The sequence below is a fragment of the Paraburkholderia sp. SEWSISQ10-3 4 genome, assembly GCF_030464785.1.
GTDB lineage: Bacteria > Pseudomonadota > Gammaproteobacteria > Burkholderiales > Burkholderiaceae > Paraburkholderia > Paraburkholderia aspalathi.
In genome coordinates, this window is sequence record NZ_JALPRI010000025.1 from 34085 (window position 1) to 58452 (window position 24368).

The following is a 24368-nucleotide window of genomic DNA, read 5'->3' on the forward strand; positions in this document are numbered from 1 at the left end:
GATGAAGAAGATCGTCGCCTGGAAGTCGCTGCCTGAGGATGTGCTCGCGTATCTGCAAGAGCATGCGGAAGTCGTGCAGGTCGACCCTGCGCAGCACGATACGTTCGTCGCCGCCTTGAAGGACGCGGACGGTGGCATTGGTTCGAGCGTGAAAATCACGCCGGCGATGCTCGAAGGCGCAAGCCGGCTGAAGGCGCTGTCGACCATCTCGGTGGGCTTCGACCAGTTCGATGTTGCCGACCTCACGCGCCGCGGCATCGTGCTCGCGCACACGCCGGACGTGTTGACCGAGTCCACGGCGGATACGGTGTTCTCGCTGATCCTCGCGTCGGCGCGGCGCGTGGTCGAACTCGCGGATTGGGTGAAGGCGGGCGAGTGGAAGCAAAGCATCGGACCCGCGCATTTCGGTGTCGACGTGCAGGGCAAGACGCTTGGCATCGTTGGGCTGGGCCGGATCGGCGGCGCGGTTGCGCGGCGCGCGGCGCTCGGTTTCAACATGAAGGTGCTGTACACGAATCGCAGTGCGAACGCGCAGGCGGAACAGGCATACGGCGCGCGCCGCGTCGAGTTGGCGGAGTTGCTCGCCACCGCTGACTTCGTCTGCCTGCAAGTGCCGCTCACGCCCGAGACGAAGCACATGATCGGCGCGGCCGAATTCAAGTCGATGAAGAAGAGCGCGATTCTGATCAACGCATCGCGCGGCGCCACGGTCGATGAACAGGCGCTGATCGAAGCTCTGCAAAACGCCACGATTCACGGTGCGGGTCTGGACGTGTTCGAGACCGAGCCGCTGCCGGCTGATTCGCCGCTGCTGAAAATGGCCAACGTGGTCGCGTTGCCGCACATCGGCTCGGCGACGCACGAGACCCGCCATGCGATGGCGCTTAACGCAGCGGAAAACCTCGTTGCCGCGCTTGACGGTACGCTCGCGACTAATATCGTCAACCGTGAAGTGCTGAAGAAATGAGCACGACGCCGCTTGCCGCCCCGCGCCGCGCGACGATTACGGACGTCGCGCGCGAAGCCGGCACGGGCAAGACCAGCATCTCGCGCTATCTGAATGGCGAGATGAGCGTGCTGTCGCCGGAATTGCGCGCACGTATCGAGGCGGCTATCGAGCGTCTCAACTATCAGCCGAACCAGATGGCGCGCGGCCTCAAGCGTGGCCGCAATCGCCTGATCGGCATGCTGCTCGCCGACCTGACCAACCCGTATTCCGTCGAAGTGCTTCAAGGGGTGGAAGCCGCTTGCCATGCGCTTGGGCTGATGCCGCTGATCTGCCACGCGGCCAACGAAGTCGAAATGGAGCGGCGCTATCTGCAACTGCTGACCACGTATCGCGTGGAAGGCGTGATCGTCAACGCACTCGGCGTGCGCGAGGAAACCCTGCGGCCGGTGGGCGGCGGCGGGATTCCGGCGGTGCTGGTCGACCGTTCGGTGGATGGGCTCGTCGCCGACATGGTTGGGCTGGACAACCGGGCGGCGGCCGAGCTCGGCACGCGGCATCTGCTCGACAATGGGTTCGACGATATCTGGTTTGTCGTCCAGCCTTTCGAGCAAGTCAGTTCACGGCAACTGCGCGAGGCGGCGTTTCGCGAGGTGATAAGCGGCGTGGGCGGCGCGCGTGGGCATACGCTGGTGCTGAATCTTGCGGAGCCGGCAGCCGTCGAGCGCGCTCTTGCCGAACTGGACCGCGCAATTGACGCGGATGGCGGCCCTGGCGATGCCGTGGCCAGCGTGACAGGTAACGCGACAAGCAGCGTCACAGTTCGCACCGGTGGCAAAGCCAGCCGCATCGCCTTGTTCGCGGCCAACGCGCCCGTCGCGCTGTGCCTCGCTCTCCATTTGAAAGCGCGCTACGGCGCGGATTGGCAGGCGCGCGTCGCGCTGCTGTCGATCGACGATCCCGAATGGGCCGAATTGACGGGCATCACAGCGATCCGCCAGCCGACCTACGAGATCGGCTATCGCGCGGTCGAGTTCCTCCACGAGCGCATCGAAGGGGTTCAGGCCACCGTGCGCGACTGCCTCCTGCCAGGCGAATTGATCGTCCGCGCCTCAACTTTGCGCTGACTTCGCGCTGATCTGCGATCATTCGGGCTGCGGCGCGCAGCGGGTGCGCGCCGGTTATCGCAAGGAAACCCATGGTTGTTGCACCGCTTACCCTCTCGAGCCTCGCCGTCGCGACGCTGTTCATCGCCGCTTTACCGTTCCTGATCTACCGCCGTTTGCGTCGGCCGCTCGCGCTGAACCCCCGCGACGCGATCACCGGCATCGCCGTGTTCGCGCTGTTCGCGATGGTGATCGAGCGCGCGCTGAACGACTACGTGCTGCATCGGAACGAAGCGACCGCCACCTTCCTGTCCAATCCGGTGGCCTTCGTGGTGTATGGCGCGCTGGCGGCGGGTATCTGCGAGGAAGTGGGGCGGTTCATCGGGATGCGGCTGCTGCTCAAGCGCGCGGCAGCGAAGTCCGCTGCGGGCACGGGCGACGGCACGGCGCTGACCTATGGCCTCGGCCACGGCGGCGCTGAAGCGTGGCTGGTTGGCGTGCTGGTGCAGATTCAATGGATCCTGTTCGCCATCTTCGAAAACCGCGGCGAGCTGGACGGCTATCTGAGCAATCTGCCGACCGACTCGGTGATGCGCATCCACCTGATTCTCGCCAGCCTGACGCCGCAGACGGCCGGCATTTTCGCGCTCGAACGTGTGGCCGCGCTGGTGTTCCAGATCGGCTTGTCGGTGCTGATGTGGCGTGGGTTGCGGGCTGGCTGGCGCGGCATCCTGCCGCTCGCGATTGTGTTGCACGCGCTGGTCGACGTGCCGGCTGCGTTGTTCCAGGCGCAGCTCGTGCCGCTCGCTGCCGTGGACGGCGTGTATGCGGTGGGGGCGGTGATCGTCGCGGGCTTGTTGTTCAGAGCGTTCCGTCGCCCGACGCTTGCCGCGTGAGTCGTTTGTGAACCGCCTGTTACACCGGCCATCCGTGATTCTCTAACTTTCGGCGTACCCTTGCGGTACGCAGTTCAGGCTCATCCTTTCGGCACACTTCATGGAAGAAGCTTACCAATACGACTGCGCGAATCCCGAGTTCGAGGAATTGGCGCGCGTTATCAGCGATCTGTTTCCCGAGCAGACGCAGTTCATCCAGCGTGCGGGCGAAGACGGCACGCCGACGCTGGCGATTCACTGGGTTGCCATGCGTTTCGGTTCGACCGCGCGCCGGATTGTGATGACCGTGCTGATCGCGCCGACGGCGTTGGCGCGTTATCGCGCATTGCCGGCGCGGCTGCGAGGCCGGAGTTTCGCCGTGTTACGGGCATATGTCGAAGCGAGTATTGGCTCGCTTGAAGAACAGTACGCGAACGGCGACGCGGTGCCGCGCGATGTGACGGTGGATCTCGGCGACGAGTTTGCCTGAAGCGATTGGCTCGAGACGGCCGGGCCATTGGGTAGAAGGCGGCCTTTTCGCGCCCAGCCGGCCACGATTCAGCGGCAGTGAATCATAGGCTGTGACTCATAGGCTGTGACTCAGTCCGCGAGCCGATAAACCTTCGCGAAGCGGGCGGCCTGCACCACGCCGTAGTCGCCGGGGGCGTACTGCATGATCCAGTCGCCGGCCGCGCCGTGCAGCACGTCGCCGCCACTCGCCGAGCGGGCCAGTGAAAACGCTTCATTCATCTGCTTGGCCAGCACGACAGCGGGACGGTTACGGTATGCGCCCGCTTCGCCGTGAGCGAGCGCGGCGTCTTCCGGCAGGTATTTGGCATCGAAACGTTCACGCGAGACGACCCAGCGGTCGCCGGTCGACCCGGTGATCAGCGCGTCACCGCGGGCATAGCGGTTCGGGCCTTCCAGGCTCATCAGTTCGCCTTCGGCAGCAGCAAATTCAACGCGCACGGTTTCGTTTTTGACGACGCGCTGGGCGTCGTCATCTTGACTCAGATCGAGATTTTTGAGTTCGGTCATGAAGCGAGTGGATGTGGAGAGATGAACAGCCTGGCCAGGACCTTGCGTCCCGACGCTGCATACTCGCAATCATGCCAGATGCATTTGAAGATCGGGTTCTTTTGCCAAGGGCAATAGAACTGCGCGCAGCGCGGAAACCCGCGCCGCGCGCCATCAACCGTGTAACGTAACTAATTTCTTACGGCTTCAGAGTCGCATCATTCCGCAGCGGCCGGTGCCTTCTTGGCGCCGCCCTTGCCTTGGTGACGATGGCCGCCTTCAGGACCGCCCTGATGGAACGTCACGTCGGCAAGTTTCTTCTGCTCAGGCGAGAAGCTGCTGTACAGCGGATCGAACGCATCGACCAGTTTCTTCATGCCGTCCGCATGCGCTTGCGCGATCGTGGCGTATTGCTTCATGTCGTCGATCGCCGACAGATTCGTGTTGGCCTTGCGCTGCTGGAACAACTGCCCCATCGTCTCGCCATTGCCGCGCATGACATCGGCGAACGCGTTCCATTGCGATTCCTGCGCCGACGTGATCTTCAACTGCGTGTGCAGGTAGGCGATACGGTCTTCGACATTGCGCTCGTGGCCTGCTTTGGCGGCCGGCGCCGAAGCCGGGGTGCCCGTCGGTGCCGAGGCCGGTGCGGAAGTTTGTGCGAATGCGCCGCTCATGGCGACTGCGGTGGCCAGCATTACGAGTGCTTTTTTCATCGAAACTCCTGATGTCTGTTCGAATTATGACAAGGCGAGCATGGCGAGCGGCCCAACGCGCGTTCGCATAGCGACGCAAGGCGACCGGCTGCCCACTTCGCCGTCGCCGCTATTAGTATCACGATATCCCTACAATGCGGCTGCAGTGCGACAAACGCTTACAACCGAAACGAACAGGAAATAGCGGGTGGACAAATTCGTCAGCATGGAAATCTTCGTTGCGGTGGTCGAGGCGGGCAGTCTCACGGCGGCCGCCGAGCGTTTTGACATTTCGTCGGCGATGGTGGGCAAGCACATCCGCTCGCTTGAAACGCGGCTCGCGACGCGGCTTCTGACGCGTACCACGCGCCGTCAGAGCCTGACCGAAATCGGCCGTCAATACTACGAGCAGTGCCGGCGCATTCTGGCCGACGTCAAGGCGGCGGAGTCGCTCGCCGAGGCCATGGCGGCCGCGCCGCGCGGGGTGCTGAAAGTGACGGTGCCGCTGACCTACGGCGTCGAGGTCTTTGCCCCGGCGATGACCGATTACCTGAGTGCGTGGCCGGACGTGAGCCTCGAACTGGATCTGTCGAATCGTGTGATTGACCTAGTGGAAGAGGGCTTCGATGCGTCGGTGCGCATCGGCCGCTTGCCGGATTCCAGTTTCGTCGCGCGGCCGTTGAAGCCTTACCGGATGCGCGCGTGCGCGTCGCCGGCCTATCTGGCGCGGGCCGGCACACCGCGTACGCCGGCCGATCTCGTGCAGCACGAATGCCTCGGCTTTCTGCATTGGGGCCGTGAGGGCTTGTGGCGGCTAGGCGGCGAGGACGCGGACGAAAACCAGCTGCGCGCCGGACGGTTCCGGGCGAACAACGGCCAGGCGCTGAAGGTTGCGGCATTGCGTGGCTTCGGGCTGGTGTTGCAGCCGGAGGCGCTGCTTGCGAGGGAGATCGCCAGTGGCGAACTGGTGTCGGTGCTGGAGGACTATCTGCCGGAGGGCGCGCCCGTCCATCTGCTTTACTCACGCGACCGCCGCGCCACGCCCAAGCTCACCAGCTTCATCGATTTCGTGATCGAGCGGTTCGGGGCGTGATCGTGCCGCTTGCCAGGCTTCGTTTCCCGTTTCGCGCTCGTTGTTAGCCGTTCATCATTGCGTCACGCATGGCTCGGGGTTCCTCTGCCTGCCGCCCGATGCCCAGGACGCGCGATAATCCTTCACAACCGACCAACTTCCTTCGCCCCCGATGAGACCTCCGCGCCTCGACCAACTCGACGATCTCGACCGCAACCTCGTTGCGCTGCTGCAAGCCAACGCCCGTGAGAGCGTCGCCAACCTCGCGCGTCAACTGGATGTGGCGCGTACCACTGTGATCGCCCGGATCGCCAGGCTCGAGCGCAGCAACGTGATTGGTGGCTATAGCGTGCGGCTCGGCCAGGACGTACTCGACTCGAGCATCCAGGCGTACGTCGGCATCATCATCGCGCCGAAGTACGGGCCGGCCGTGCAGAAACGTCTCGGCAAGATGCCCGAGGTACAACTGCTATGCGCGGTGAGCGGCGAGTTCGACTATGTCGCATGGCTGCGCGCCGATTCGCCTGACCGCCTCAACGATCTGCTCGACGAGATCGGCGGCCTGGAAGGGGTGGAGCGAACCACCACGTCGATCATTCTTGCACGCAAGATCGACCGCGGCATGGTGTGATCCTACGGCCAGATTTTTACGCCGTTTTGACATGTTTTCGACATATCGACCGATCATGTCGTCATAACGTCGAAGTTCATGGTCATAGCGCAGCACTTTGCGCGTATGAACTGTTTTTGCTTCTCCCTAAACTGTGTCTCAAGGGTTCAGCCCGCCGGGCGCAGCGCCTTAGCGCAGCGCACTTCCCAAGCTGGAGACAGCATACACAGAACAAGGAGAAGCGACATGAAAGTAGCCATCGTTGGCGCAGGTTTGATCGGTCACACTATCGCCCATATGTTGCGCGAAACTGGCGACTACGACGTCGTCGCATTCGACCGCGATCAGCATGCGCTCGATAAGCTCGCCGCCCAGGGTATCCCGACCCGCCGCGTCGATTCCGCCGATGCCGCCGCACTGCGCGCCGCCATTCAGGGCTTCGATGCGCTCATCAACGCACTGCCGTATTACCTGGCGGTAAACGTGGCGTCGGCCGCCAAGGGCGCGGGCGTCCATTACTTCGATCTGACCGAAGACGTGCGCGCCACCAGCGCGATTCGTGCAATCGCCGACGACGCCGATCACGCCTTCATGCCGCAATGCGGTCTCGCACCGGGTTTCATCGGCATCGCCGCGCATGAACTGGCGAACCGTTTCACCGAAATCCGCGACGTGAAAATGCGCGTCGGCGCGCTCCCGGAGTTCCCGACCAACGCGCTGAAGTACAACCTGACGTGGAGCGTCGACGGTCTGATCAACGAGTACTGCCAGCCGTGCGAAGCGATCCGCGACAGCCGGACGCAGTGGGTGCAGCCGCTGGAAGGCCTCGAGCACTTCTCGCTCGACGGTACCGAATACGAAGCCTTCAATACGTCCGGCGGGCTGGGTACGCTATGCGAAACGCTGGCGGGCCGCGTCGAATCGCTGGACTACAAGTCGGTGCGTTATCCGGGCCACCGCAACCTGATGCAGTTCCTGCTGGAAGACCTGCGTCTTTCGAGCGACCGCGATACGCTCAAGACCATCATGCGCCGCTCGGTGCCCGCGACCGCGCAAGACGTCGTGCTGGTGTTCATCACTGTGAGCGGTATGCGTGACGGTCAACTGGTGCAGGAAGTCTTCACCCGCAAGATCTTCGCGAAGACCGTGTGCGGCGTGCCGATGAGCGCCATTCAGATCACCACGGCCGGCGCGATGTGCGCGGTGCTCGATCTGTTCCGTGAGCAGAAGCTGCCGCAAAGCGGTTTCGTGCGTCAGGAACAGGTGTCGCTGCGCGACTTCCTCGCGAACCGCTTTGGCCAGTTGTACGAAGGGCAGTCGCTGGATGCGATGGCAACGGTGTAAGCCGCGATTGTCGCGTTGAGGTAGCAAAAGAGGCTCAATACCGAGGGCCGTGCGACGACGCGGTAGTGATTGCCGCGAGCAACGAAGCAGGTCTCGTAGAAGGCCGCTTGAAAAACGCCCCGTTATGCGGGGCGTTTTTCGTTTGAAACGCCGATGCTATGCAGGCAGTTGCACTGGCTGTGACATGGGCTGCTACACCGGCAGCGGCGGCAGCATCGCCGGCGGCGCAGGCGGCTCGCCCACGAGGCGTGCGAGCAACGCTTCGTAATCCGCGCGGGTTGGGGCGGTGTTGTCGAACATCAACAGGTCTTCGCAAAGATCGCCGCTCGGCACGAAGCGGCGCTGCCGATACTCGTCCCAATGCGCGAGTTTGTAGGCATCGTTCGGATTGCCGCGCGCGAGGATGCGCTGGTGCGCCATTTCTTCGGACACATAGACCCAGACGACCCGCAGTGTCACGTCCGCGCCGATACCAAGCCAGGCGCGATCGAAGAGGCGCCGCTCGCGCACTTCGCGCGAGAGCGGCCCGACCACCAGCGCGCTGATGCCGAGCTCAAGATTGTCGCGGGCGGTATCGAGCAGGCCGCGATACTCGGGATCGCGCAGGTGTTGCAGAAAAAGCGGGCTGTCGCGGTCGTTCGGATCGCCGGTCAGCATGGCCATGGCGGCCGCGCTGTATCCGCCGAACAGCGTATCTTTGTCGAGCAGGCAGAAGGGTGTCGCGCTTGCCTGCATCAGCGGGCCGATCAGCTTCTTCGCCAGGGTGGTTTTGCCGGTGCCGGCGTGACCGCAGAAGAAAACCAGGTGGGTCACGAAGACGTGTCCTCGGGTGCCGCGGCCGGGGTGCCGGCGTGCTGCGGGTCACGCGCGAATTTGCCGCTGGCCTCCAGCCACATCACATTGATGATGCCGAAGCCCAAGGCCACGCCGATGCCGAGAATCCAGGTGAAATACCACATCGCGGTCTCCTTGATCGTGTGTCCGGTGAGGCACTACGCATAGCCGGTACAGAGAAGCAAACATGCGGGCAGATAAAGGTAGCATGCGGCGAATCCGAGGGTAAATCCGCAGCGCGCGGCACCCACAGCGCTGCACTTTGCAGCGATCATGAAGAAGAACGCAGCTGCGCGCAAGAGGGCGCAAAGACAGTGGGCCGTTCGGCCAGGATCGCGCAATGCGCCTATAACAAGAGCAACACCACCAACAACACGGGAGACCCAGCATGCCGATGCGTCCGCACTTCCACTGCAAAGCCGCGCTGCTTGCGCTGGCTATCGCGTCGCTCGCCGGTTGCGCCTCGACACCTGCCGAGCCCGTCCCGTTCAAGGAGGTGCCGCAGGCGCGCATCGTCCAGCCCGGTTATACGGAGCCCGGAACCGGGCTGGTCGCCGTGGACGTGCGGCGCGAACGTTCCCGCGACGTTATCGTCCGGTTTCGCGATGCGCTGGTGTATATCGACGGCGAGCAGGTCACCGATCTGATGAACGGCGAACATGTGGTTTTCTATCTGAGCCCGGGGGTGCATCGCATCGGCGTCTCCACGCAATTCGATCCGGTCGTGGAAATGCGCTTTACGGTCACGGCGGATACACGCTATACAAACCGCGCCTCGGTCACCTTCGACGGCGATCACGGCATCGCTTTGCGCCGGGTTGCGCAATAACGCAGGGGAGGGTCTGACAAGCGCGGGATTGCGGCGCGAGAGCGTGTTGAACGGTGTCGAACCGCACCCGCGGCCCTACGTAAGCGTTAACGACGTTTCCAGTCTGATCATTTAACAATTGGATACATGACAGTCACGCAGAGCCCTTAACATGTCGGCTGTCGTGTATTCGTTCACTCAGATTCGCCACCGGGCTTACGCATAGTGCGAAGCCGGCCGGTCTGTTCCGTTTTCAAGGTAATCCAACATGCTAATCAATTGCGCCGCCTATCAGGACGGCCGGAAGCTGGCCGATATCGATATCGATAGCATCAGCGACTATGTGGCGCGGCCCGAGTGCTTCGTCTGGGTTGCGCTGAAAGACCCGGAGCCGGAAGAACTGGCTGTGATGCAGCACGAGTTCGGTCTGCACGAACTTGCGATCGAAGATGCGCAAAACGGCCATCAGCGTCCGAAAATCGAGGAGTACGGCGAGTCGCTATTCGCCGTCATACATACGGTGGAAATGGACGAAGCGGGTGAACTGCTGATCGGCGAGGTCGATGTATTCGTGGGGCACAACTATGTGCTGTCGGTGCGCCGCGGTACGCGCACCGGGTTCCAGAATGTTCGCGCCCGTTGCGAGCGCGAGCCGGAATTGCTCAAGGAGGGCTCGGCATTCGTGCTGTATGCGCTAATGGACGACATCGTCGATCGTTATTTTCCGATCCTCGAGACGATGAACAACGAGATCGAAGCACTCGAGGACCGCATTTTCGAGCGCAACAATTCGGTGGCATCACGGGCAATCATTGAGGATCTGTATTCGCTGAAACGCCGGCTCGTGATCCTGCAGCATCACATCGCGCCGCTTCAGGAGGCGGTCGGCAAATTGACGGGCGGCCGGATTCCGAGCGTCTGCGGCGGCATGCAAGCCTATTTCCGTGACGTCTACGACCATCTCGATCGGATCGTCAGGATCATCGATGGCCGGCGCGAACTGGTTGTGACCGCGGTGCAGGTCAATCTGGGGATGATCTCGCTGGTCGAAAACGAGGTGACCAAGCGGCTCGGCTCGTTTGCCGCATTGTTCGCCGTGCCGACCATGATCGCCGGTATCTACGGGATGAACTTCGAGACCATCCCGGAGTTGCATTACAAGTTCGGCTATCCAATCTGCCTTGCCGTGATGGTGATCGTGGATCTGATCTTGTACTGGCGCTTTCGCAAGTCCGGCTGGCTCTGACGCGCCGCCAGCCCATCGCCCCGCGTGGTTCTCCGCTTGCACCGTGCGCAATAAAAGTCCAGCATAGGCGGCCCGCCGGCCGCTAAGCTTGCAGCTGGCAGTAAATCCGCCACGCACAGACTGAGCGAGGAACCGTTGCCAGAACACAGCCTGCCGGTGCGCCTGTTCGCCGCACCGCGCCGACGCCATCGAGCGCATCGCATCGACGCATTTTCTGCGAGCCGACGCACCGCAACACTGCGAATCGTTGACACTGCGGAAATGGCACGCTGAGAATAGGCCTCGCAAACGTTTGCGCACTACTAAAAATACGGCTCGCCGCGAGCCCAACAAACCCTGGAGATTGGCATGAGCCATCGCATTCGCCGCCGCATGCTGGCGGCCGCTGTTCTCGTCACCGCTACCGCCGCTTTTCCGTTTTCCTCTGCTTACGCGCAATCCACGCCCGCTCATAAGCCGAAGGTCGCGCTGGTGATGAAGTCGCTCGCCAACGAGTTCTTCCTGACCATGGAAACCGGCGCGAAGGACTATCAGAAACACAATGCCTCGCAGTTCGACCTGATCACCAACGGCATCAAGGACGAAACCGACACGGCGAACCAGATCCGCATCGTCGAACAGATGATCGTCTCGAAGGTCGATGCGATCGTGCTGGCACCGGCTGATTCGAAGGCGCTGGTGCCGGTCGTCAAGAAGGCCATCGACGCGGGCATCATCGTCGTGAATATCGACAACCGGCTCGACCCGGACGTGCTCAAGTCGAAAGATCTGAACGTGCCGTTCGTCGGCCCGGATAACCGCAAGGGCGCGCAGAAGGTCGGCGACTATCTGGCCAAAAAGCTGAAGGCGGGCGATGAAGTCGGCATTATCGAAGGCGTGTCGACCACCACCAACGCGCAGCAACGCACCGCGGGCTTCAAGGACGCCATGCAGACCGTCGGTGCAAAGGTCGTGTCGGTGCAGTCGGGCGAATGGGAAATCGACAAGGGCAACGCGGTGGCGTCGGCGATGCTCAATGAGTATCCGAACCTGAAGGCGCTCCTCGCCGGCAACGACAATATGGCGATCGGCGCGGTCTCGGCCGTGCGCGCGGCCGGCAAGCAGGGCAAGGTGCTGGTGGTCGGCTACGACAACATCAACGCGATCAAGCCGATGCTCAAGGACGGTCGCGTGCTCGCCACCGCCGACCAGTACGCCGCCAAGCAGGCCGTGTTCGGTATCGACACCGCGCTGAAGGCGATCAGCGAGCACAAGAAGCAGTCGCAGCTGTCCGGCGTGGTGGAAACGCCGTGCGACCTCGTGACCAGGTAAGCGTCGGGCAGTAGGTGCCGAAATACGCACCGCAAGAAGCACCACAAGAAGCGCCGCAACACGCCGAAGCACGCCGAAGCACGCGGGTTCGCGCTTACGCCGCTGCATGCGGAATGCATGACAAAAGGCGCGCGAACCCGCGTCAATTCAATAAACGCTCAAGAAACCTCCTGCGCCGCCGTTAAATCCAGAGGTAAGCGACAAGGCCACCGGCACGCGGCTTGTCGGATCAGTGCGATTAAAGCAAGTATTCATGGGTGTGGTCTGTCTTCGAGGAAGACGTCCGGTGGGTCGCCAGATGGCGTGGCCGGCGGGAACAACAGGCAGGAGAGCAACAGGTTATGGCGACGATCAAGGATGTAGCGGCCGTGGCAGGCGTGTCGTTCACGACGGTATCGCACGTGGTGAACAACTCACGGCCGGTGTCGGCCGACGTGCGCGCGAAGGTCGAACACGCGATCCGTCAGCTTCACTATGTACCGTCGGCGGTGGCTCGCTCGCTCAAGGCGCGGGCGACGGCGACGATCGGTCTGGTGGTGCCGAACAGTACGAACCCGTATTTCGCGGAGATGGCGCGTGGTATCGAGGATGGTTGCTCGCGCAACGGTTACTGCCTGTTCTTCTGCAATTCCGACGACGATCCGGCCAAGCAGCGTAACTATCTGCGTGTTCTGCAGGAAAAGCGTATCGACGGACTGATCGTCGCCTCCGCGGGCGACGACGCGGTGCTGGCGCAGGCGCTTGCCGACGCCCGCGAGCCGCTGGTCGTCGTGGACCGCAATATCGAGGGCGTGAACGCGGATCTGGTGCAGATCGACCACGAGAAGGGCGGCTATCTTGCGACGCGTCATCTGCTCGAGCTGGGACACGTGCGGATCGGCTGCATCACCGGGCCTGTCAAGACGGCCGTGAGCGCCATGCGGGTACACGGTTTCATCCGCGCCATGACCGAACGCGGTATCGAGATTCCGGCCGGGGCCATTGTCGAAAGCGATTTTTCGGGAATGGGCGGTCATCGCGCGGCGGGACAACTGTTCGACACCGTGAAGCCGTCGGCGATTTTTGCCGGCAACGACATGATGGGCATCGGCGCGTTGCGCGCCGCGGCGGAGCGCAATATCAGCGTGCCGCGCGATTGCTCGATCATCGGATTCGACGATATCGAACTGGGACGATTCACCTATCCGGCGCTCTCGACAGTCGGGCAGTCAGTCCGCGCGCTCGGCGATATGGCCGCGCAGACGCTGATCGAACGCATTGCGGGTACCTCGTCGGGCAGTCCGCGAGCGCTGGGTCGCCGGCGTGTCGTGTCGCCGCGCCTGATCGTGCGCGAATCGACCGCAACATGGGCCGGCTTGGCGAGACGCGATATGGCGGCCTGATATCGCTTGTCGTGTTCCCGGGCGTGAGCCGGAAGGCTTCGCGGCCGGTCTTCCATGCGGCTTTTTGCGGGCTGCTGAATCGCGCGCGAGAGTTGAGCGCCGACCCGGACTTAAGCGCTTCCCACCCGTCTTCGAGCGCGCCATTGCGCGCCCAAGGTCCCGGATCGAAAGTCCCGCTTTAAACCCCGTCTGAATCCGTTTCGCCTATCCGCGTTCGGCGCTTTCGCGCCGCGTGAATGCAATTCCCCGAATGCCCAAAACGCCGTGCGAGCGCCGCACAGACACGGCCTGTCAGTGTTTTGTAATTTCTTCCAATTGTTTACAACGTCTTTCTTCATACCATATAAATCCTTCAAGTATGCCGATCAGGTGCCGTAAACAAAACTATTAGAGCGCCGCCTCAAATCAGCGCCATGTACGCAGAGCCACACGCTACCCCGCGCTGCGCACGCAGCCTCTTATTTGTTAAGTACAGGAACGAGCATGTTGAACAAAGGCATCACGATCAAGGCGCGGATTGGCCTCACGATGGCTTTCCTCGCCGCGCTGCTGGTCGCCATCGGCGTTTTCGGTTTGTTCGGCATGAGCCGTTCGAACGACGCTTACAAGGATACGTTCGCCAACGCAATGCCGAGCGCGGTCAATATCGGCAACGCCGAGTTGTTTGCCGCGCGCGAGCGGCTGGCGCTCGACCGGGCCGCGTTCATGATGGGCACGCCGGAGGTGGCCTCGACGATCGAACGTGCGCGTGCGATGCGCGCGGCGTCCGACATGTGGTGGAAAAAATATATGGACCTGCCGCGCGACACCGGTGAAGACCGTCTCGCGCAGGACGTAATCGCCAAGCGCGATGCACTCCATCAGCAATTGGAGTCGTTTTCGGCAATCATTACGGCGAACGACCAGAGCAAGGTTGTCGACGGCGCCAAGCGGCTGCAGGTGGCATACAACGACCTCTCCACGGCGGACGACGCGCTGCGCAAGTTCCAGTTCGACTCGGCCAAGCAAGGTTACGACTCCGCGCAAAGCAGTTTCGAAGTGTTCCGTATGGTGAGCATGGGCGCACTGCTGGTCGGCGTGCTTGCCGCCGCGCTGTCGTACCTGACGCTCAGCCGCGCGATTGGCCGTCCGCTCGACGCCGCTCTCGGTCATTTCGACGCGATCTCCGCTGGCGATCTGCGCCGCCCGGTCGTGATCACCTCGCGCGACGAAATGGGGCAACTGCTGGAAGGTATCGCCAAGATGCAGCGCAGCCTCACCGAAACGGTGCGTACGGTGCGCAGCGGCAGCGAATCGATTGCGACCGCCACGCGCGAGATCGCGGCCGGCAATATCGACCTGTCCTCGCGAACGGAAGAGCAGGCGTCGGCGTTGCAGGAAACCGCGTCGAGCATGGAAGAGCTGACCGGCACGGTCAAGCAGAACGCCGACAACGCCCGCCAGGCGAGTTCGCTGGCGGCCAATGCGTCCGAGATTGCCAACAAGGGCAGCGCGGTGGTCGGCCAGGTGGTCGGCACGATGGGCGACATCAATCAGAGCTCGGCGAAGATTGCCGACATCATCTCGATCATCGAAGGGATTGCGTTCCAGACCAACATCCTGGCCCTGAATGCGGCCGTGGAAGCGGCGCGGGCCGGCGAAGAAGGGCGCGGGTTCGCGGTGGTGGCAGGCGAAGTGCGCAGCCTCGCGCAGCGCTCATCGGCGGCGGCCAAGGAAATCAAGGAGTTGATCGACACCTCGGTGGAGCGCGTGCAGTCCGGCTCGGCGCTGGTCGACGAAGCGGGCCGCACCATGACCGAGATCATCGGTGCGGTGCAGCGCGTGACCGACATCATGGGCGAGATCGCGGCGGCCTCGGAAGAGCAAAGCAGCGGCATCGACCAGGTCGCGCGCGCGGTCACGCAGATGGACGAGGTGACGCAGCAGAACGCCGCGCTGGTCGAAGAAGCCGCTGCGGCAGCGTCTTCGCTCGAAGATCAGGCCGGCAAACTGCGTTCGGCGGTCGCGGTGTTCCAACTCGAAGAAAGCGGTTTCAAGGCGCCGGTGAGCGCGGCGCCGAAGCGCGCGGCCGCGCCGGTTCGCCCGGCGGCGGCACGTAAAGTGCCACATGCGGTGCCACATGCGGTGTCACACGCCGTGTCACATTCCGCTTCACAAGCCACCCCGGCAGCGAGGACGTCTGCTGCGTCCGCAGCGACACAGGCACCGGCTGCCGCCGCGCCGACGAAGGCACCCGCCCGGGCAGTGGCGAGCGCCGGAAGCGATCAGGATTGGGAAACTTTCTGATCGTTGCAACATTCGTTCCCGATGATGCATCAGACGGAACGGCGCTTGTGCGGATCGACCGCATGACGATAAAGACCGCGATTGCGCATGCAACCGCGGTCTTTTTTCATGGTCTGCGCACTAAGTAACGTTCACATGCGTTGTCGACACCCTGGTAAGCGCCATGATCCGGTACATTGACGGGCGCGACTACCGCTTGTATCGGCAAATCGCCGCCAAAGGCAGTCAACGCGCGGACCGTGAGCCCGCTTTTCCCAACTGCTGCAACTCAGCGCGGCAACCCAACGCTCAACGCGCCAGCCATAAAGGACCGACATGACGCAATACGACCTCGCGCACCGCCTCGTCGAAGCCCGCCGGCAGCATCGCCCGATCGATGCGCCCCCACTCGACAGCCTGCCGCCTGACGCAGCAACCGCGTACGCGATCCAGCAGGCCGTGATCGTGGGCCTCGGCGACTCGACCGGTGCGTGGAAGATCGGCGCCAGAGCGCCGGGCGGGGCCGCCGCGGGCGCGCCGATTCCGGCTTCGCTGGTGCTGCCGTCGCCCGCGCGGGTGGCCCATACCGGCTTTTTCCGGGTGTTGGTGGAGCTGGAGGTCGCCTTCCGTTTCGCCGAGGCGATCGAACCGCGCGGCCGGGCTTATGCGCGCGATGAGGTGCTGTCGAAGGTCGGCATGGTGCTGCCGACCATCGAGATCGTCGATAGCCGCTTTGCCGAGTGGCCCAATGTCGCGCCGCTCGCGCAACTGGCCGACGCACAGAACAACGGCGCCTTGATCACGGGTCGTCCGGTTGCCTATACGGGTCTTGCGCGCAGCTTCGATTTCGTATCGCCCGAGCTCGAGCTGAGTTTCGACGGCAACTCGCTGGTGCCCGAAGCCACGGGTAATCCGGCCGGTGATCCGCGTGAACTGCTGGTGTGGTTCGTCAACCATTGTGCCGCCATGGGCATCACCATCGAGCCGGAATGGACGATCACCACCGGTTCGTACGTCGGTGCGCACAATGTGGACAAGCCGGGCATCGTGCGCGGCCACATCGACGGCCTTGGGGAAGTGGAGATTGAACTGACCTGAGCGAGTCATCGTGTACTTGTAACGGTGCGCTTGTGAGGGTCCGCTTGTAACCGCAGATTACGAAGCATCACGCAAACGGCTGCCCGCGGGCGGCCGTTTTACATTTGCCGGCGCATCTGCACTGCGCGTTTAGCCGTATACACCTATGAAGTGGCCCGATGCGCTGCCGTGATCCAGTTATATATGCGGCTAACCATGTCGCCGACGCGGTTAATACGCGAGGCAGGCATGGGCAGCAAGCAGCGGCAACACACCGCACTTCATGCGAAATAGTGCGGAACAATACAGCCGTCGCGTTGACGAACCGCTTGACGCTGCGTCGGTGAAGCGCGTCGCAGGTGATCACGGCGAACGAACATGTAACACTGCGCATGTCGCTGTAGACCAAACAGCGAAGCCGCGCGTTGATGAAAAAAGGTCCCGGGCACAGAAAACGCATGACGTCCGTGCTCGATGCACGAAAGTGTGCGCATGCAGACAGGCTGTCCGGTAGAGCAGTGGGATCGTTCGATGAACGAGACGATTCGTGTAACGGAGCATGGCGAACCGTGCTGGTCAGTGCTGGTCAGTATGACGAGCAGAGGGCGCAGGAGAGGCAGTAACGTGAGCCGGCAATCGCTGCACATTCGCTGTGATGTGAGCGGAAGATTGTAGGTGAGCGAATCTGTGTTTCCAAGTGAGGAATGTTGGGAGGCGGGTACGGCGCGATTTTCGCAACGTAGTTCGTGAAAAAAAATTTAAAAGGGTTTAGGATGAATTCGAGCGATGTCGTTTCCGAATAGCGCGCCGCGCACGACATCGGTCTAGACTTCGGCGAGGAGGTAGCATGGATATCTACAGCAGTTTCGCGACCCGCTTCGAGAAAACGCGAGAAGATGAACTCTCGCTCGAGGAGTATCTCGCGCTCTGCAAAGACAATCCCGCCGCGTACGCTACGGCTGGCGAACGCATGTTGACGGCAATCGGTGAACCAGAACAGATCGACACTCGCAACGATCCGCGCATGTCGCGTATCTTCGCGAACAAGGTCATCAAGGTATACCCCGCATTCCGTGAGTTCTACGGAATGGAAGAGGTGATCGAGCAGGTGGTCGCCTACTTCCGGCACTCGGCCCAGGGGCTCGAAGAAAAGAAACAGATTCTGTATCTGTTGGGACCGGTCGGCGGCGGTAAATCGTCGATCGCGGAACGTCTGAAGCAACTTATGGAACGCGTGCCGTTCTACTCGATCAAGGGCTCGCCCGTGAACGAGTCGCCTCTCGGTCTGTTCGATTACGACGAGGACGGTCCGATCCTCGAAGAGCAATACGGTATTCCACGCCGCTACCTGAAAAACATTCTGAGTCCGTGGGCGGTGAAACGCCTGCACGAATACAACGGCGACATCCGCAAATTCCGCGTGGTGCGACGCTACCCATCGATCCTTCGTCAGATCGGTATCGCCAAGACGGAGCCTGGTGACGAAAACAATCAGGATATTTCGTCGCTGGTCGGCAAGGTCGATATCCGCAAACTCGAACAGTACGCGCAGGACGATGCGGACGCATATAGCTACTCTGGTGGCCTGTGCCTTGCGAACCAGGGCTTGCTCGAGTTCGTCGAAATGTTCAAGGCGCCGATCAAGGTCTTGCACCCGCTGCTTACCGCGACTCAGGAAGGCAACTTCAAGGGCACGGAAGGCTTCGGTGCAATCCCGTTCGATGGCGTGATCCTCGCCCACTCGAACGAGTCGGAATGGAAGGCGTTCCGCAATAACCGCAACAACGAAGCACTGCTCGACCGGATCTTCGTCGTGAAGGTGCCGTACTGCTTGCGCTATGGCGAAGAGGTCAAGATCTACGAGAAGCTGCTGCGCAATTCGTCGCTGGCCAGTGCGATATGCGCGCCAGGTACGTTGAAGATGATGGCGCAGATGTCGGTGCTCACGCGCTTGCAGGAGCCGGAAAATTCCAGCCTGTTCTCGAAGATGCAGGTGTACGACGGCGAGAATCTCAAGGACACCGATCCGAAGGCGAAGTCGTATCAGGAGTACCGCGATTTCGCGGGCGTGGATGAAGGGATGACCGGTGTGTCGACCCGCTTCGCGTTCAAGATCCTGTCACGCGTGTTCAACTTCGATTCGACGGAAGTCGCGGCGAACCCGGTGCATCTGATGTACGTGCTCGAACAGCAGATCGAGCGCGAGCAGTTCCCACCGGAAACCGAGCAGAAGTATCTGTCGTTCATCAAGGACGTGCTGGCGTCGCGCTATGCCGAGTTTATCGGTAAGGAGATTCAGACCGCGTATCTGGAGTCGTATTCCGAGTATGGTCAGAATATTTTCGATCGCTACGTGACGTATGCGGACTTCTGGATTCAGGATCAGGAGTTCCGCGACCACGACACCGGCGAGAGTTTCGACCGCGCGGCGCTGAACGCCGAACTGGAGAAGATCGAGAAACCTGCGGGCATCAGCAACCCGAAGGACTTCCGCAACGAGATCGTGAACTTCGTGCTGCGTGCGCGGGCAGCGAACGCGGGGAAGAATCCCGCGTGGATCAGCTACGAGAAGCTGCGCGTCGTGATCGAAAAGAAGATGTTCTCGAACACGGAAGAGCTGTTGCCGGTGATCTCGTTCAACGCCAAGGGTTCGGCGGAAGAGCAGCGCAAGCACGAAGACTTCGTCAACCGCATGGTGACGAAGGGCTATACGCCGAAGCAGGTGCGCTTGCTGTGTGATTGGTATCTGCGCGTGCGCAAGTCGTCATGATACGCACTGCGTGCCGCCCGCGCGGTCTGACCGCGCGGGCACCTTGCGAGCCGCAAGTTGCATGGACATAGCGTTGCGTTTGCCGACATGCCTATTGCAACGTACGTCTCGCGCAGCGGAAATTGCGACTGCATAGGACCGGAGTAAGCGCTAAAGCGCCAACTCCGGTCGATACTGGAGACCGGGCGTGCTTCATCAAATCATCGACCGCAGGTTAGCTGGTAAGAACAAGAGCATTGCAAACCGCGAGCGTTTTTTGCGCCGCGTTAAAAACTACATTCGTCGCGCTGTCTCGGAAGCGGTTCGCGATCGCAGCATCAAGGATATTCAGAACACCCAGAGCATCACCATCCCACGCAAGGACATTGCGGAACCGTCGTTCCGGCATGGCCCCGGCGGCAAGCGGGAAATGGTGCATCCGGGCAATTCCGACTACATCCGCGGCGACAAGATCCAGCGCCCGCAAGGGGGCGGCGGCGGAGGCGGGGGCAACCAGGCGAGCAACGAGGGCGAGGGTCAGGACGACTTCGTGTTCGAGTTGAGCCGCGAAGAATTCATGCAGTATTTCTTCGACGACCTTGAACTGCCGCGTCTCGTCAAAACCCATCTGATGGCCGTGCCCACGTGGAAAAGCATCCGCGCCGGCTGGGCGGCCGAAGGCACGCCAAACAATATCGACGTGGTCCGTTCGCTGCGCAGCGCGCTCGGCCGCCGGATTGCGCTTGGTGCGCCGCTCGTCAATCAGTTGCACGAGATGGAACGGCAACTCGAAGTGATGAAGGCCGATCCGGACGACCGTCGCGACGAGATCAAACTGCTCGAAGAGGAAATCCACCATTTGCGCGGGCGCATCTGGCGCATTCCGTTTATCGATCCGTTCGATCTGCGCTACGTGAACCGGGTGAAGCAGCCTACGCCGTCCAGCCAGGCGGTAATGTTCTGTCTGATGGATGTGTCCGGTTCCATGGACGAGCAGCGCAAGGATCTCGCCAAGCGCTTTTTCATCCTGCTGTATCTGTTCCTCAAGCGTAACTACGAAAAGATCGAGGTGGTGTTCATTCGCCACCACACCCGCGCTGAAGAGGTCGATGAAGACACGTTCTTTCATTCGACGGAAAGCGGCGGCACGGTGGTGTCGAGCGCGCTGGAGCTGATGCAGAAGGTGATGGACGAGCGCTATTCGCCGACTGAATGGAATATTTACGGCGCTCAGGCGTCTGACGGCGACAATTGGACCGACGATTCGCCCAAGTGCCGCAAGATACTTTCGGATGACATCCTGGAGAAGGTGCGCTATTTTGCGTATATCCAGGTGACGCCGGAAGAGCAGAACCTGTGGCTCGAATATGCACAGTTGGCGCTGAGCCAGCCGCACATGGCGATGAAGAAGGTCGAGACCGCGGCTGACATTTATCCGGTGTTTCGGGAGTTGTTTGAAAAGCAGGTGGCGTCTTCATGACGGCAAAGCACCTGCCCAACGAAGCGCGCGGCGATCAGCCGGCGCGCGGAAAAGGCGTGCCGCAGCAGCAAAAGTCGGGGCATGCCGAGGCGAAGGCGGACGATACGGGAGCCGCCGCAGCCGGAGCAGTCGACGCCGCTGCAGCACGGGGACACACCGGAACGCCCACTGAGGGGCAAAGGGAAGTCCGTATGAACGTAGCCGATAGACGGCCTCTGCCGTGCCCGTCCGACTGGACCTTCGAATTGATCGAAGAGTACGACTCGCATATTGCCCGTGTTGCAGAGCAATATGAACTCGACGTGTATCCGATCCAGCTCGAACTCATCAGCGCCGAACAGATGATGGACGCTTACGCGTCCGTCGGCATGCCGGTGAACTACCGTCACTGGTCGTTCGGCAAACACTTTCTCTCTACCGAAAAAAGCTACCGTCGCGGGCAGATGGGGCTCGCGTACGAGATCGTCATCAATTCGAACCCTTGTATCGCGTATCTGATGGAAGAGAACACGATGACGATGCAGGCGCTCGTCATCGCGCACGCGGCCTATGGCCACAATTCTTTCTTCAAGGGCAACTATCTGTTCAGGCTATGGACGGATGCGCACGCGATCATCGATTACCTCGTCTACGCGAAGAATTACATCGCGGAGTGCGAAGAGCGCTTCGGGCTCGACCGGGTGGAGGAACTGCTCGACTCGTGCCATGCGTTGATGAATTACGGCGTGGACCGTTACAAACGTCCGCAGAAACTGTCGCTGGAAAAGGAGTTTGCGGCGCGCCGCGAACGCGAGGCTTATCTGCAATCGCAGGTCAACGAACTGTGGCGCACCTTGCCGACCCGGCATACGCCGTTGCCGGAGGAAATCGAGGAGCGTTATCCGCCCGAGCCGCAGGAAAACCTGCTGTATTTCGCGGAGAAGAACGCACCGCTGCTCGAGCCGTGGGAGCGGGAAGTGATCCGCATCGTGCGCAAGGTCGGCCAGTATTTCTATCCGCAGCGGCAAACCCAGGTCATGAACGAAGGCTGGGCGACGTTCTGGCACTACACCTTGCTCAATACGATGTATGCCCAGGGCAAGCTGGAAGACGGTTTCATGATGGAGTTTCTCCATTCGCACAGCAATGTGGTCTACCAGCCGCCGGTCACGAAACCGTACTACAGCGGCATCAACCCGTATGCGCTCGGCTTTTCGATGATGAGCGACATCCGCCGGATCTGCGAATCGCCAACCGAGGAGGACCGCAAGTGGTTCCCCGAGCTGGCCGGCAGTCCGTGGCTGCAGGCGATGCACTACGCGATGCGCAACTTCAAGGACGAGAGTTTCGTCGCGCAGTATCTGTCGCCGCATCTGATTCGCGAGATGCGTCTGTTCTCGGTGCTCGACGACGACATGCGCGATGCGCTCGAAGTGTCCGCGATTCACGACGACAGCGGGTATCAGTACGTGCGTCAGGCGTTGTCGCGGCAGTACGACATGCACCATCGGGAGCCGAATATTCAGGTTTGGGCGGTGAATACGCGTGGTGACCGGAGCCTGACGCTGCGGCATTTCATGAGCGACAACCGGCATCTGTCCGGCGATAGCGATGAAGTGCTCAAGCACATGGCGCGCTTGTGGCAGTTCGACGTCTACCTGGAAAGCGTCGATGAGAACGGCACGGTGAGGAAGCGGTATGAGTGCAAGTATGTGCCGCCGGCGATAAGGGTTTGAGTTCGCTCGGCCTTATTGCGTAGAGGCTGTTTTCTGATCTGTCCGAAGCCCCTGTTTGTCTATGACGAACAGGGGCTTTTGTCATTCGGAGTCTGGCGGGTCGCGTCGCCTCCTTTTTTCAGTAATTTTTGAAAAAGTACTGAAAAACCCACAATCCGTTCCGGAAGGCAGAATTCTCGCGATGCCCAAGGAGACCGATATCAACCTCGTATCGGTCTCCTCCCTGAGGCGCTCACTAAGCAGCACTCGGAGACCTGGCAACGAGCCTCTCGGGATAGTCCCTAACAAACCCCCATCTCTCCCTTGCAATTCTGTAAAATTCGCGCACGCGCGCTATAGGTGCCAGCGCGGCACCGCGATGCGCGTGTTGTGAAAGCGGCGCCGCGACCGCTACCTCCGTTTAAAGACAAGGAAAGACAACAGCATGACCGACCTGACCGACCAAACCGTGGCCACCACTTACGACGCACACGACACCCGGCGCCGCATCTTCGCGATCGTTGGCGCTTCATCGGGCAATCTAGTCGAGTGGTTCGATTTCTACGTGTACTCGTTCTGCGCGCTGTATTTCGCGCCGGCCTTCTTCCCGAGCGGCAACACCACCACGCAGTTGCTCAACACCGCCGGCGTCTTCGCAGCGGGCTTCCTGATGCGCCCGATCGGCGGCTGGTTCTTCGGCCGGCTTGCGGACAAGCACGGCCGCAAGACCGCGATGATGGTGTCGGTGTTCATGATGTGCGGCGGCTCGCTCGTCATCGCCGTGCTGCCCACGTATGCGCAGATCGGCGCCTTGGCGCCGGCGCTGCTGCTGGTCGCGCGGCTGTTCCAGGGCCTGTCGGTGGGCGGTGAATACGGCACCAGCGCCACCTATATGAGTGAAGTCGCGCTCAAGGGCCGTCGTGGGTTCTTCGCGTCGTTCCAGTACGTCACGCTGATCGGCGGCCAGTTGTGCGCGCTGCTGGTGCTGGTGATCCTGCAACAAACCCTCTCCACCGAAGAACTGAAAGCGTGGGGCTGGCGTGTGCCGTTCGTGATCGGTGCGTTAGCGGCGCTGGTCGCGCTGTATCTGCGTAAATCGCTCGAAGAAACGACCACGGCCGAAACGCGTCAACGCAAGGAAGCCGGCACGCTGCGTGGCTTGTGGCAGCACAAGGGTGCATTCGCGACGGTGCTCGGCTTCACGGCCGGCGGTTCGCTGATTTTTTACACGTTCACGACTTACATGCAGAAGTACCTGGTCAACACGGCCGGTATGCACGCCAAGACGGCCAGCAACGTGATGACCGCGGCGCTGTTCGTCTACATGATCATGCAGCCGGCGTTCGGCGCGTTGTCGGATCGCATCGGCCGCCGTCGTTCGATGCTGTTCTTCGGCTTCTTCGCGACTATCGGCACGGTGCCGCTGCTGCATGCGTTGAAAGACGTGACGAGTCCGTATGCGGCCTTCGGCCTTGTTGTCGTGGCGCTTGCGATCGTCAGCTTCTATACGTCGATTAGCGGCCTGATCAAGGCCGAAATGTTCCCACCGGAAGTGCGGGCGCTGGGCGTAGGGTTGTCGTATGCGGTGGCCAATGCGATCTTCGGCGGCTCGGCGGAATACGTCGCGCTGTGGCTGAAATCGGTGGGCAGCGAGACGACGTTCTACTGGTATGTGACTGCGCTGTGCGCGATTGCGGGTCTCGTGTCGCTGCGCATGCGCGATCCTTCGAAAGAAGGCTATCTGCGCAACGAGCCTTGAGCTTGAGTTCAGGCGATAAGCTCGAACAGCGCGCATGAGCGCTCTTTGAAAACGGCGGCCTGGGGCAACCCGGCCGCCGTTTTTTTTATCCCGCCGGC

Annotated in this window: 20 protein-coding genes and 1 pseudogene; 17 read left to right on the forward strand and 4 right to left on the reverse strand. The window is 61.5% G+C overall.

All coding sequences use genetic code 11. The features are described 5' to 3' along the window. The first annotated feature begins 1 nt into the window (after nucleotide 1). The 4 genes from M0D68_RS31195 to M0D68_RS31210 all read left to right on the forward strand — a co-directional run bounded on the left by M0D68_RS31195 (nucleotide 2) and on the right by M0D68_RS31210 (nucleotide 3417). Nucleotides 2–967 (forward strand): D-glycerate dehydrogenase, encoded by a 966-nt coding sequence (locus M0D68_RS31195; protein WP_211701316.1) that lies wholly within the window; start codon nucleotides 2–4, stop codon nucleotides 965–967. Continuing rightward, the gene (locus M0D68_RS31200) at nucleotides 964–2073 is read left to right on the forward strand and encodes a LacI family DNA-binding transcriptional regulator (protein ID WP_200652131.1); all 1110 of its coding nucleotides are present in this window, start codon (nucleotides 964–966) and stop codon (nucleotides 2071–2073) included. The genes M0D68_RS31195 and M0D68_RS31200 overlap by 4 nt, the downstream gene beginning before the upstream one ends. 71 nt (nucleotides 2074–2144) lie before the next feature. Continuing rightward, the gene (locus M0D68_RS31205) at nucleotides 2145–2948 is read left to right on the forward strand and encodes a YhfC family intramembrane metalloprotease (RefSeq protein ID WP_200621328.1); all 804 of its coding nucleotides are present in this window, start codon (nucleotides 2145–2147) and stop codon (nucleotides 2946–2948) included. 100 nt (nucleotides 2949–3048) lie between these two features. Then, on the forward strand, nucleotides 3049–3417 hold the full coding sequence (locus tag M0D68_RS31210; RefSeq protein ID WP_093644975.1) for a DUF3022 domain-containing protein: 369 nt from the start codon (nucleotides 3049–3051) through the stop codon (nucleotides 3415–3417). Between the two features lie 110 nt (nucleotides 3418–3527). Here M0D68_RS31210 and M0D68_RS31215 read toward each other — a convergent pair whose 3' ends face one another. Together M0D68_RS31215 and M0D68_RS31220 are read right to left on the reverse strand one after the other, a co-directional pair. Next, nucleotides 3528–3965 carry a PGDYG domain-containing protein gene (locus tag M0D68_RS31215; protein WP_200621327.1) on the reverse strand — a complete coding sequence of 146 codons (438 nt, stop codon included), beginning with the start codon at nucleotides 3963–3965 and terminating at the stop codon, nucleotides 3528–3530. 178 nt (nucleotides 3966–4143) lie between these two features. Continuing rightward, nucleotides 4144–4660, reverse strand: a pseudogene (locus tag M0D68_RS31220) (Spy/CpxP family protein refolding chaperone). Between the two features lie 187 nt (nucleotides 4661–4847). On the opposite strand from M0D68_RS31220, the gene M0D68_RS31225 reads away from it, so the two are divergent. From M0D68_RS31225 to M0D68_RS31235, 3 genes are all read left to right on the forward strand, one after another. Further along, nucleotides 4848–5732, forward strand: coding sequence for a LysR substrate-binding domain-containing protein (locus tag M0D68_RS31225; protein WP_200621325.1), 885 nt, complete (start codon nucleotides 4848–4850; stop codon nucleotides 5730–5732). Nucleotides 5733–5883: 151 nt separating this feature from the next. Further along, nucleotides 5884–6342, forward strand: a complete 459-nt coding sequence (locus tag M0D68_RS31230) for an Lrp/AsnC family transcriptional regulator (protein ID WP_054039581.1) — start codon at nucleotides 5884–5886, stop codon at nucleotides 6340–6342. 225 nt (nucleotides 6343–6567) lie between these two features. Continuing rightward, complete coding sequence (locus M0D68_RS31235) at nucleotides 6568–7665, forward strand: saccharopine dehydrogenase family protein (protein ID WP_093644967.1); 1098 nt, start codon at nucleotides 6568–6570, stop codon at nucleotides 7663–7665. 192 nt (nucleotides 7666–7857) lie between these two features. Here M0D68_RS31235 and M0D68_RS31240 read toward each other — a convergent pair whose 3' ends face one another. After that, nucleotides 7858–8478, reverse strand: coding sequence for an ATP-binding protein (locus tag M0D68_RS31240; protein ID WP_200652129.1), 621 nt, complete (start codon nucleotides 8476–8478; stop codon nucleotides 7858–7860). Next, nucleotides 8475–8624, reverse strand: coding sequence for a cytochrome bd-I oxidase subunit CydX (gene cydX, locus M0D68_RS31245; protein ID WP_093645038.1), 150 nt, complete (start codon nucleotides 8622–8624; stop codon nucleotides 8475–8477). Before cydX ends, M0D68_RS31240 begins: the two co-directional genes overlap by 4 nt. A gap of 263 nt (nucleotides 8625–8887) precedes the next feature. Between cydX and M0D68_RS31255 the strand changes: the two genes are divergently transcribed. The 10 genes from M0D68_RS31255 (at nucleotide 8888) to M0D68_RS31300 (ending at nucleotide 24270) form a co-directional block, all read left to right on the forward strand. Next, a complete protein-coding gene (locus tag M0D68_RS31255) occupies nucleotides 8888–9328 on the forward strand; it encodes a hypothetical protein (protein WP_093644963.1) in 441 nt (146 codons plus the stop codon). A gap of 247 nt (nucleotides 9329–9575) precedes the next feature. Further along, entirely contained in the window at nucleotides 9576–10553 is a 978-nt protein-coding gene (gene corA, locus M0D68_RS31260) for a magnesium/cobalt transporter CorA (RefSeq protein WP_093644961.1), read from the forward strand. 348 nt (nucleotides 10554–10901) lie between these two features. After that, entirely contained in the window at nucleotides 10902–11864 is a 963-nt protein-coding gene (locus tag M0D68_RS31265; protein ID WP_200622667.1) for a sugar ABC transporter substrate-binding protein, read from the forward strand. Between the two features lie 341 nt (nucleotides 11865–12205). Next, a complete protein-coding gene (locus M0D68_RS31270; RefSeq protein ID WP_093644957.1) occupies nucleotides 12206–13246 on the forward strand; it encodes a LacI family DNA-binding transcriptional regulator in 1041 nt (346 codons plus the stop codon). A gap of 483 nt (nucleotides 13247–13729) precedes the next feature. Continuing rightward, nucleotides 13730–15532, forward strand: a complete 1803-nt coding sequence (locus tag M0D68_RS31275; RefSeq protein ID WP_266226299.1) for a methyl-accepting chemotaxis protein — start codon at nucleotides 13730–13732, stop codon at nucleotides 15530–15532. A gap of 315 nt (nucleotides 15533–15847) precedes the next feature. Then, complete coding sequence (locus tag M0D68_RS31280; protein ID WP_266226301.1) at nucleotides 15848–16609, forward strand: hydratase; 762 nt, start codon at nucleotides 15848–15850, stop codon at nucleotides 16607–16609. An 826-nt stretch (nucleotides 16610–17435) separates the two neighbouring features. Then, complete coding sequence (locus M0D68_RS31285; protein WP_054039598.1) at nucleotides 17436–19358, forward strand: PrkA family serine protein kinase; 1923 nt, start codon at nucleotides 17436–17438, stop codon at nucleotides 19356–19358. Between the two features lie 187 nt (nucleotides 19359–19545). Next, the gene (locus M0D68_RS31290) at nucleotides 19546–20817 is read left to right on the forward strand and encodes a YeaH/YhbH family protein (RefSeq protein WP_054039600.1); all 1272 of its coding nucleotides are present in this window, start codon (nucleotides 19546–19548) and stop codon (nucleotides 20815–20817) included. Continuing rightward, on the forward strand, nucleotides 20814–22532 hold the full coding sequence (locus tag M0D68_RS31295; RefSeq protein WP_200621706.1) for a SpoVR family protein: 1719 nt from the start codon (nucleotides 20814–20816) through the stop codon (nucleotides 22530–22532). Before M0D68_RS31290 ends, M0D68_RS31295 begins: the two co-directional genes overlap by 4 nt. 424 nt (nucleotides 22533–22956) lie before the next feature. Then, nucleotides 22957–24270, forward strand: coding sequence for an MFS family transporter (locus M0D68_RS31300; RefSeq protein WP_093644945.1), 1314 nt, complete (start codon nucleotides 22957–22959; stop codon nucleotides 24268–24270). The last annotated feature ends 98 nt before the right edge of the window (nucleotides 24271–24368 follow it).

Bases quoted from the DNA above. Each gene is read 5' to 3' on its own strand.
- M0D68_RS31195 (WP_211701316.1), top strand. From the start codon at position 2: ATGAAGAAGATCGTCGCCTGGAAGTCGCTGCCTGAGGATGTGCTCGCG.
- M0D68_RS31200 (WP_200652131.1), top strand. From the start codon at position 964: ATGAGCACGACGCCGCTTGCCGCCCCGCGCCGCGCGACGATTACGGAC.
- M0D68_RS31205 (WP_200621328.1), top strand. From the start codon at position 2,145: ATGGTTGTTGCACCGCTTACCCTCTCGAGCCTCGCCGTCGCGACGCTG.
- M0D68_RS31210 (WP_093644975.1), top strand. From the start codon at position 3,049: ATGGAAGAAGCTTACCAATACGACTGCGCGAATCCCGAGTTCGAGGAA.
- M0D68_RS31215 (WP_200621327.1), bottom strand. From the start codon at position 3,965: ATGACCGAACTCAAAAATCTCGATCTGAGTCAAGATGACGACGCCCAG.
- M0D68_RS31230 (WP_054039581.1), top strand. From the start codon at position 5,884: ATGAGACCTCCGCGCCTCGACCAACTCGACGATCTCGACCGCAACCTC.
- M0D68_RS31235 (WP_093644967.1), top strand. From the start codon at position 6,568: ATGAAAGTAGCCATCGTTGGCGCAGGTTTGATCGGTCACACTATCGCC.
- cydX (WP_093645038.1), bottom strand. From the start codon at position 8,624: ATGTGGTATTTCACCTGGATTCTCGGCATCGGCGTGGCCTTGGGCTTC.
- M0D68_RS31255 (WP_093644963.1), top strand. From the start codon at position 8,888: ATGCCGATGCGTCCGCACTTCCACTGCAAAGCCGCGCTGCTTGCGCTG.
- corA (WP_093644961.1), top strand. From the start codon at position 9,576: ATGCTAATCAATTGCGCCGCCTATCAGGACGGCCGGAAGCTGGCCGAT.
- M0D68_RS31265 (WP_200622667.1), top strand. From the start codon at position 10,902: ATGAGCCATCGCATTCGCCGCCGCATGCTGGCGGCCGCTGTTCTCGTC.
- M0D68_RS31270 (WP_093644957.1), top strand. From the start codon at position 12,206: ATGGCGACGATCAAGGATGTAGCGGCCGTGGCAGGCGTGTCGTTCACG.
- M0D68_RS31275 (WP_266226299.1), top strand. From the start codon at position 13,730: ATGTTGAACAAAGGCATCACGATCAAGGCGCGGATTGGCCTCACGATG.
- M0D68_RS31280 (WP_266226301.1), top strand. From the start codon at position 15,848: ATGACGCAATACGACCTCGCGCACCGCCTCGTCGAAGCCCGCCGGCAG.
- M0D68_RS31285 (WP_054039598.1), top strand. From the start codon at position 17,436: ATGGATATCTACAGCAGTTTCGCGACCCGCTTCGAGAAAACGCGAGAA.
- M0D68_RS31295 (WP_200621706.1), top strand. From the start codon at position 20,814: ATGACGGCAAAGCACCTGCCCAACGAAGCGCGCGGCGATCAGCCGGCG.
- M0D68_RS31300 (WP_093644945.1), top strand. From the start codon at position 22,957: ATGACCGACCTGACCGACCAAACCGTGGCCACCACTTACGACGCACAC.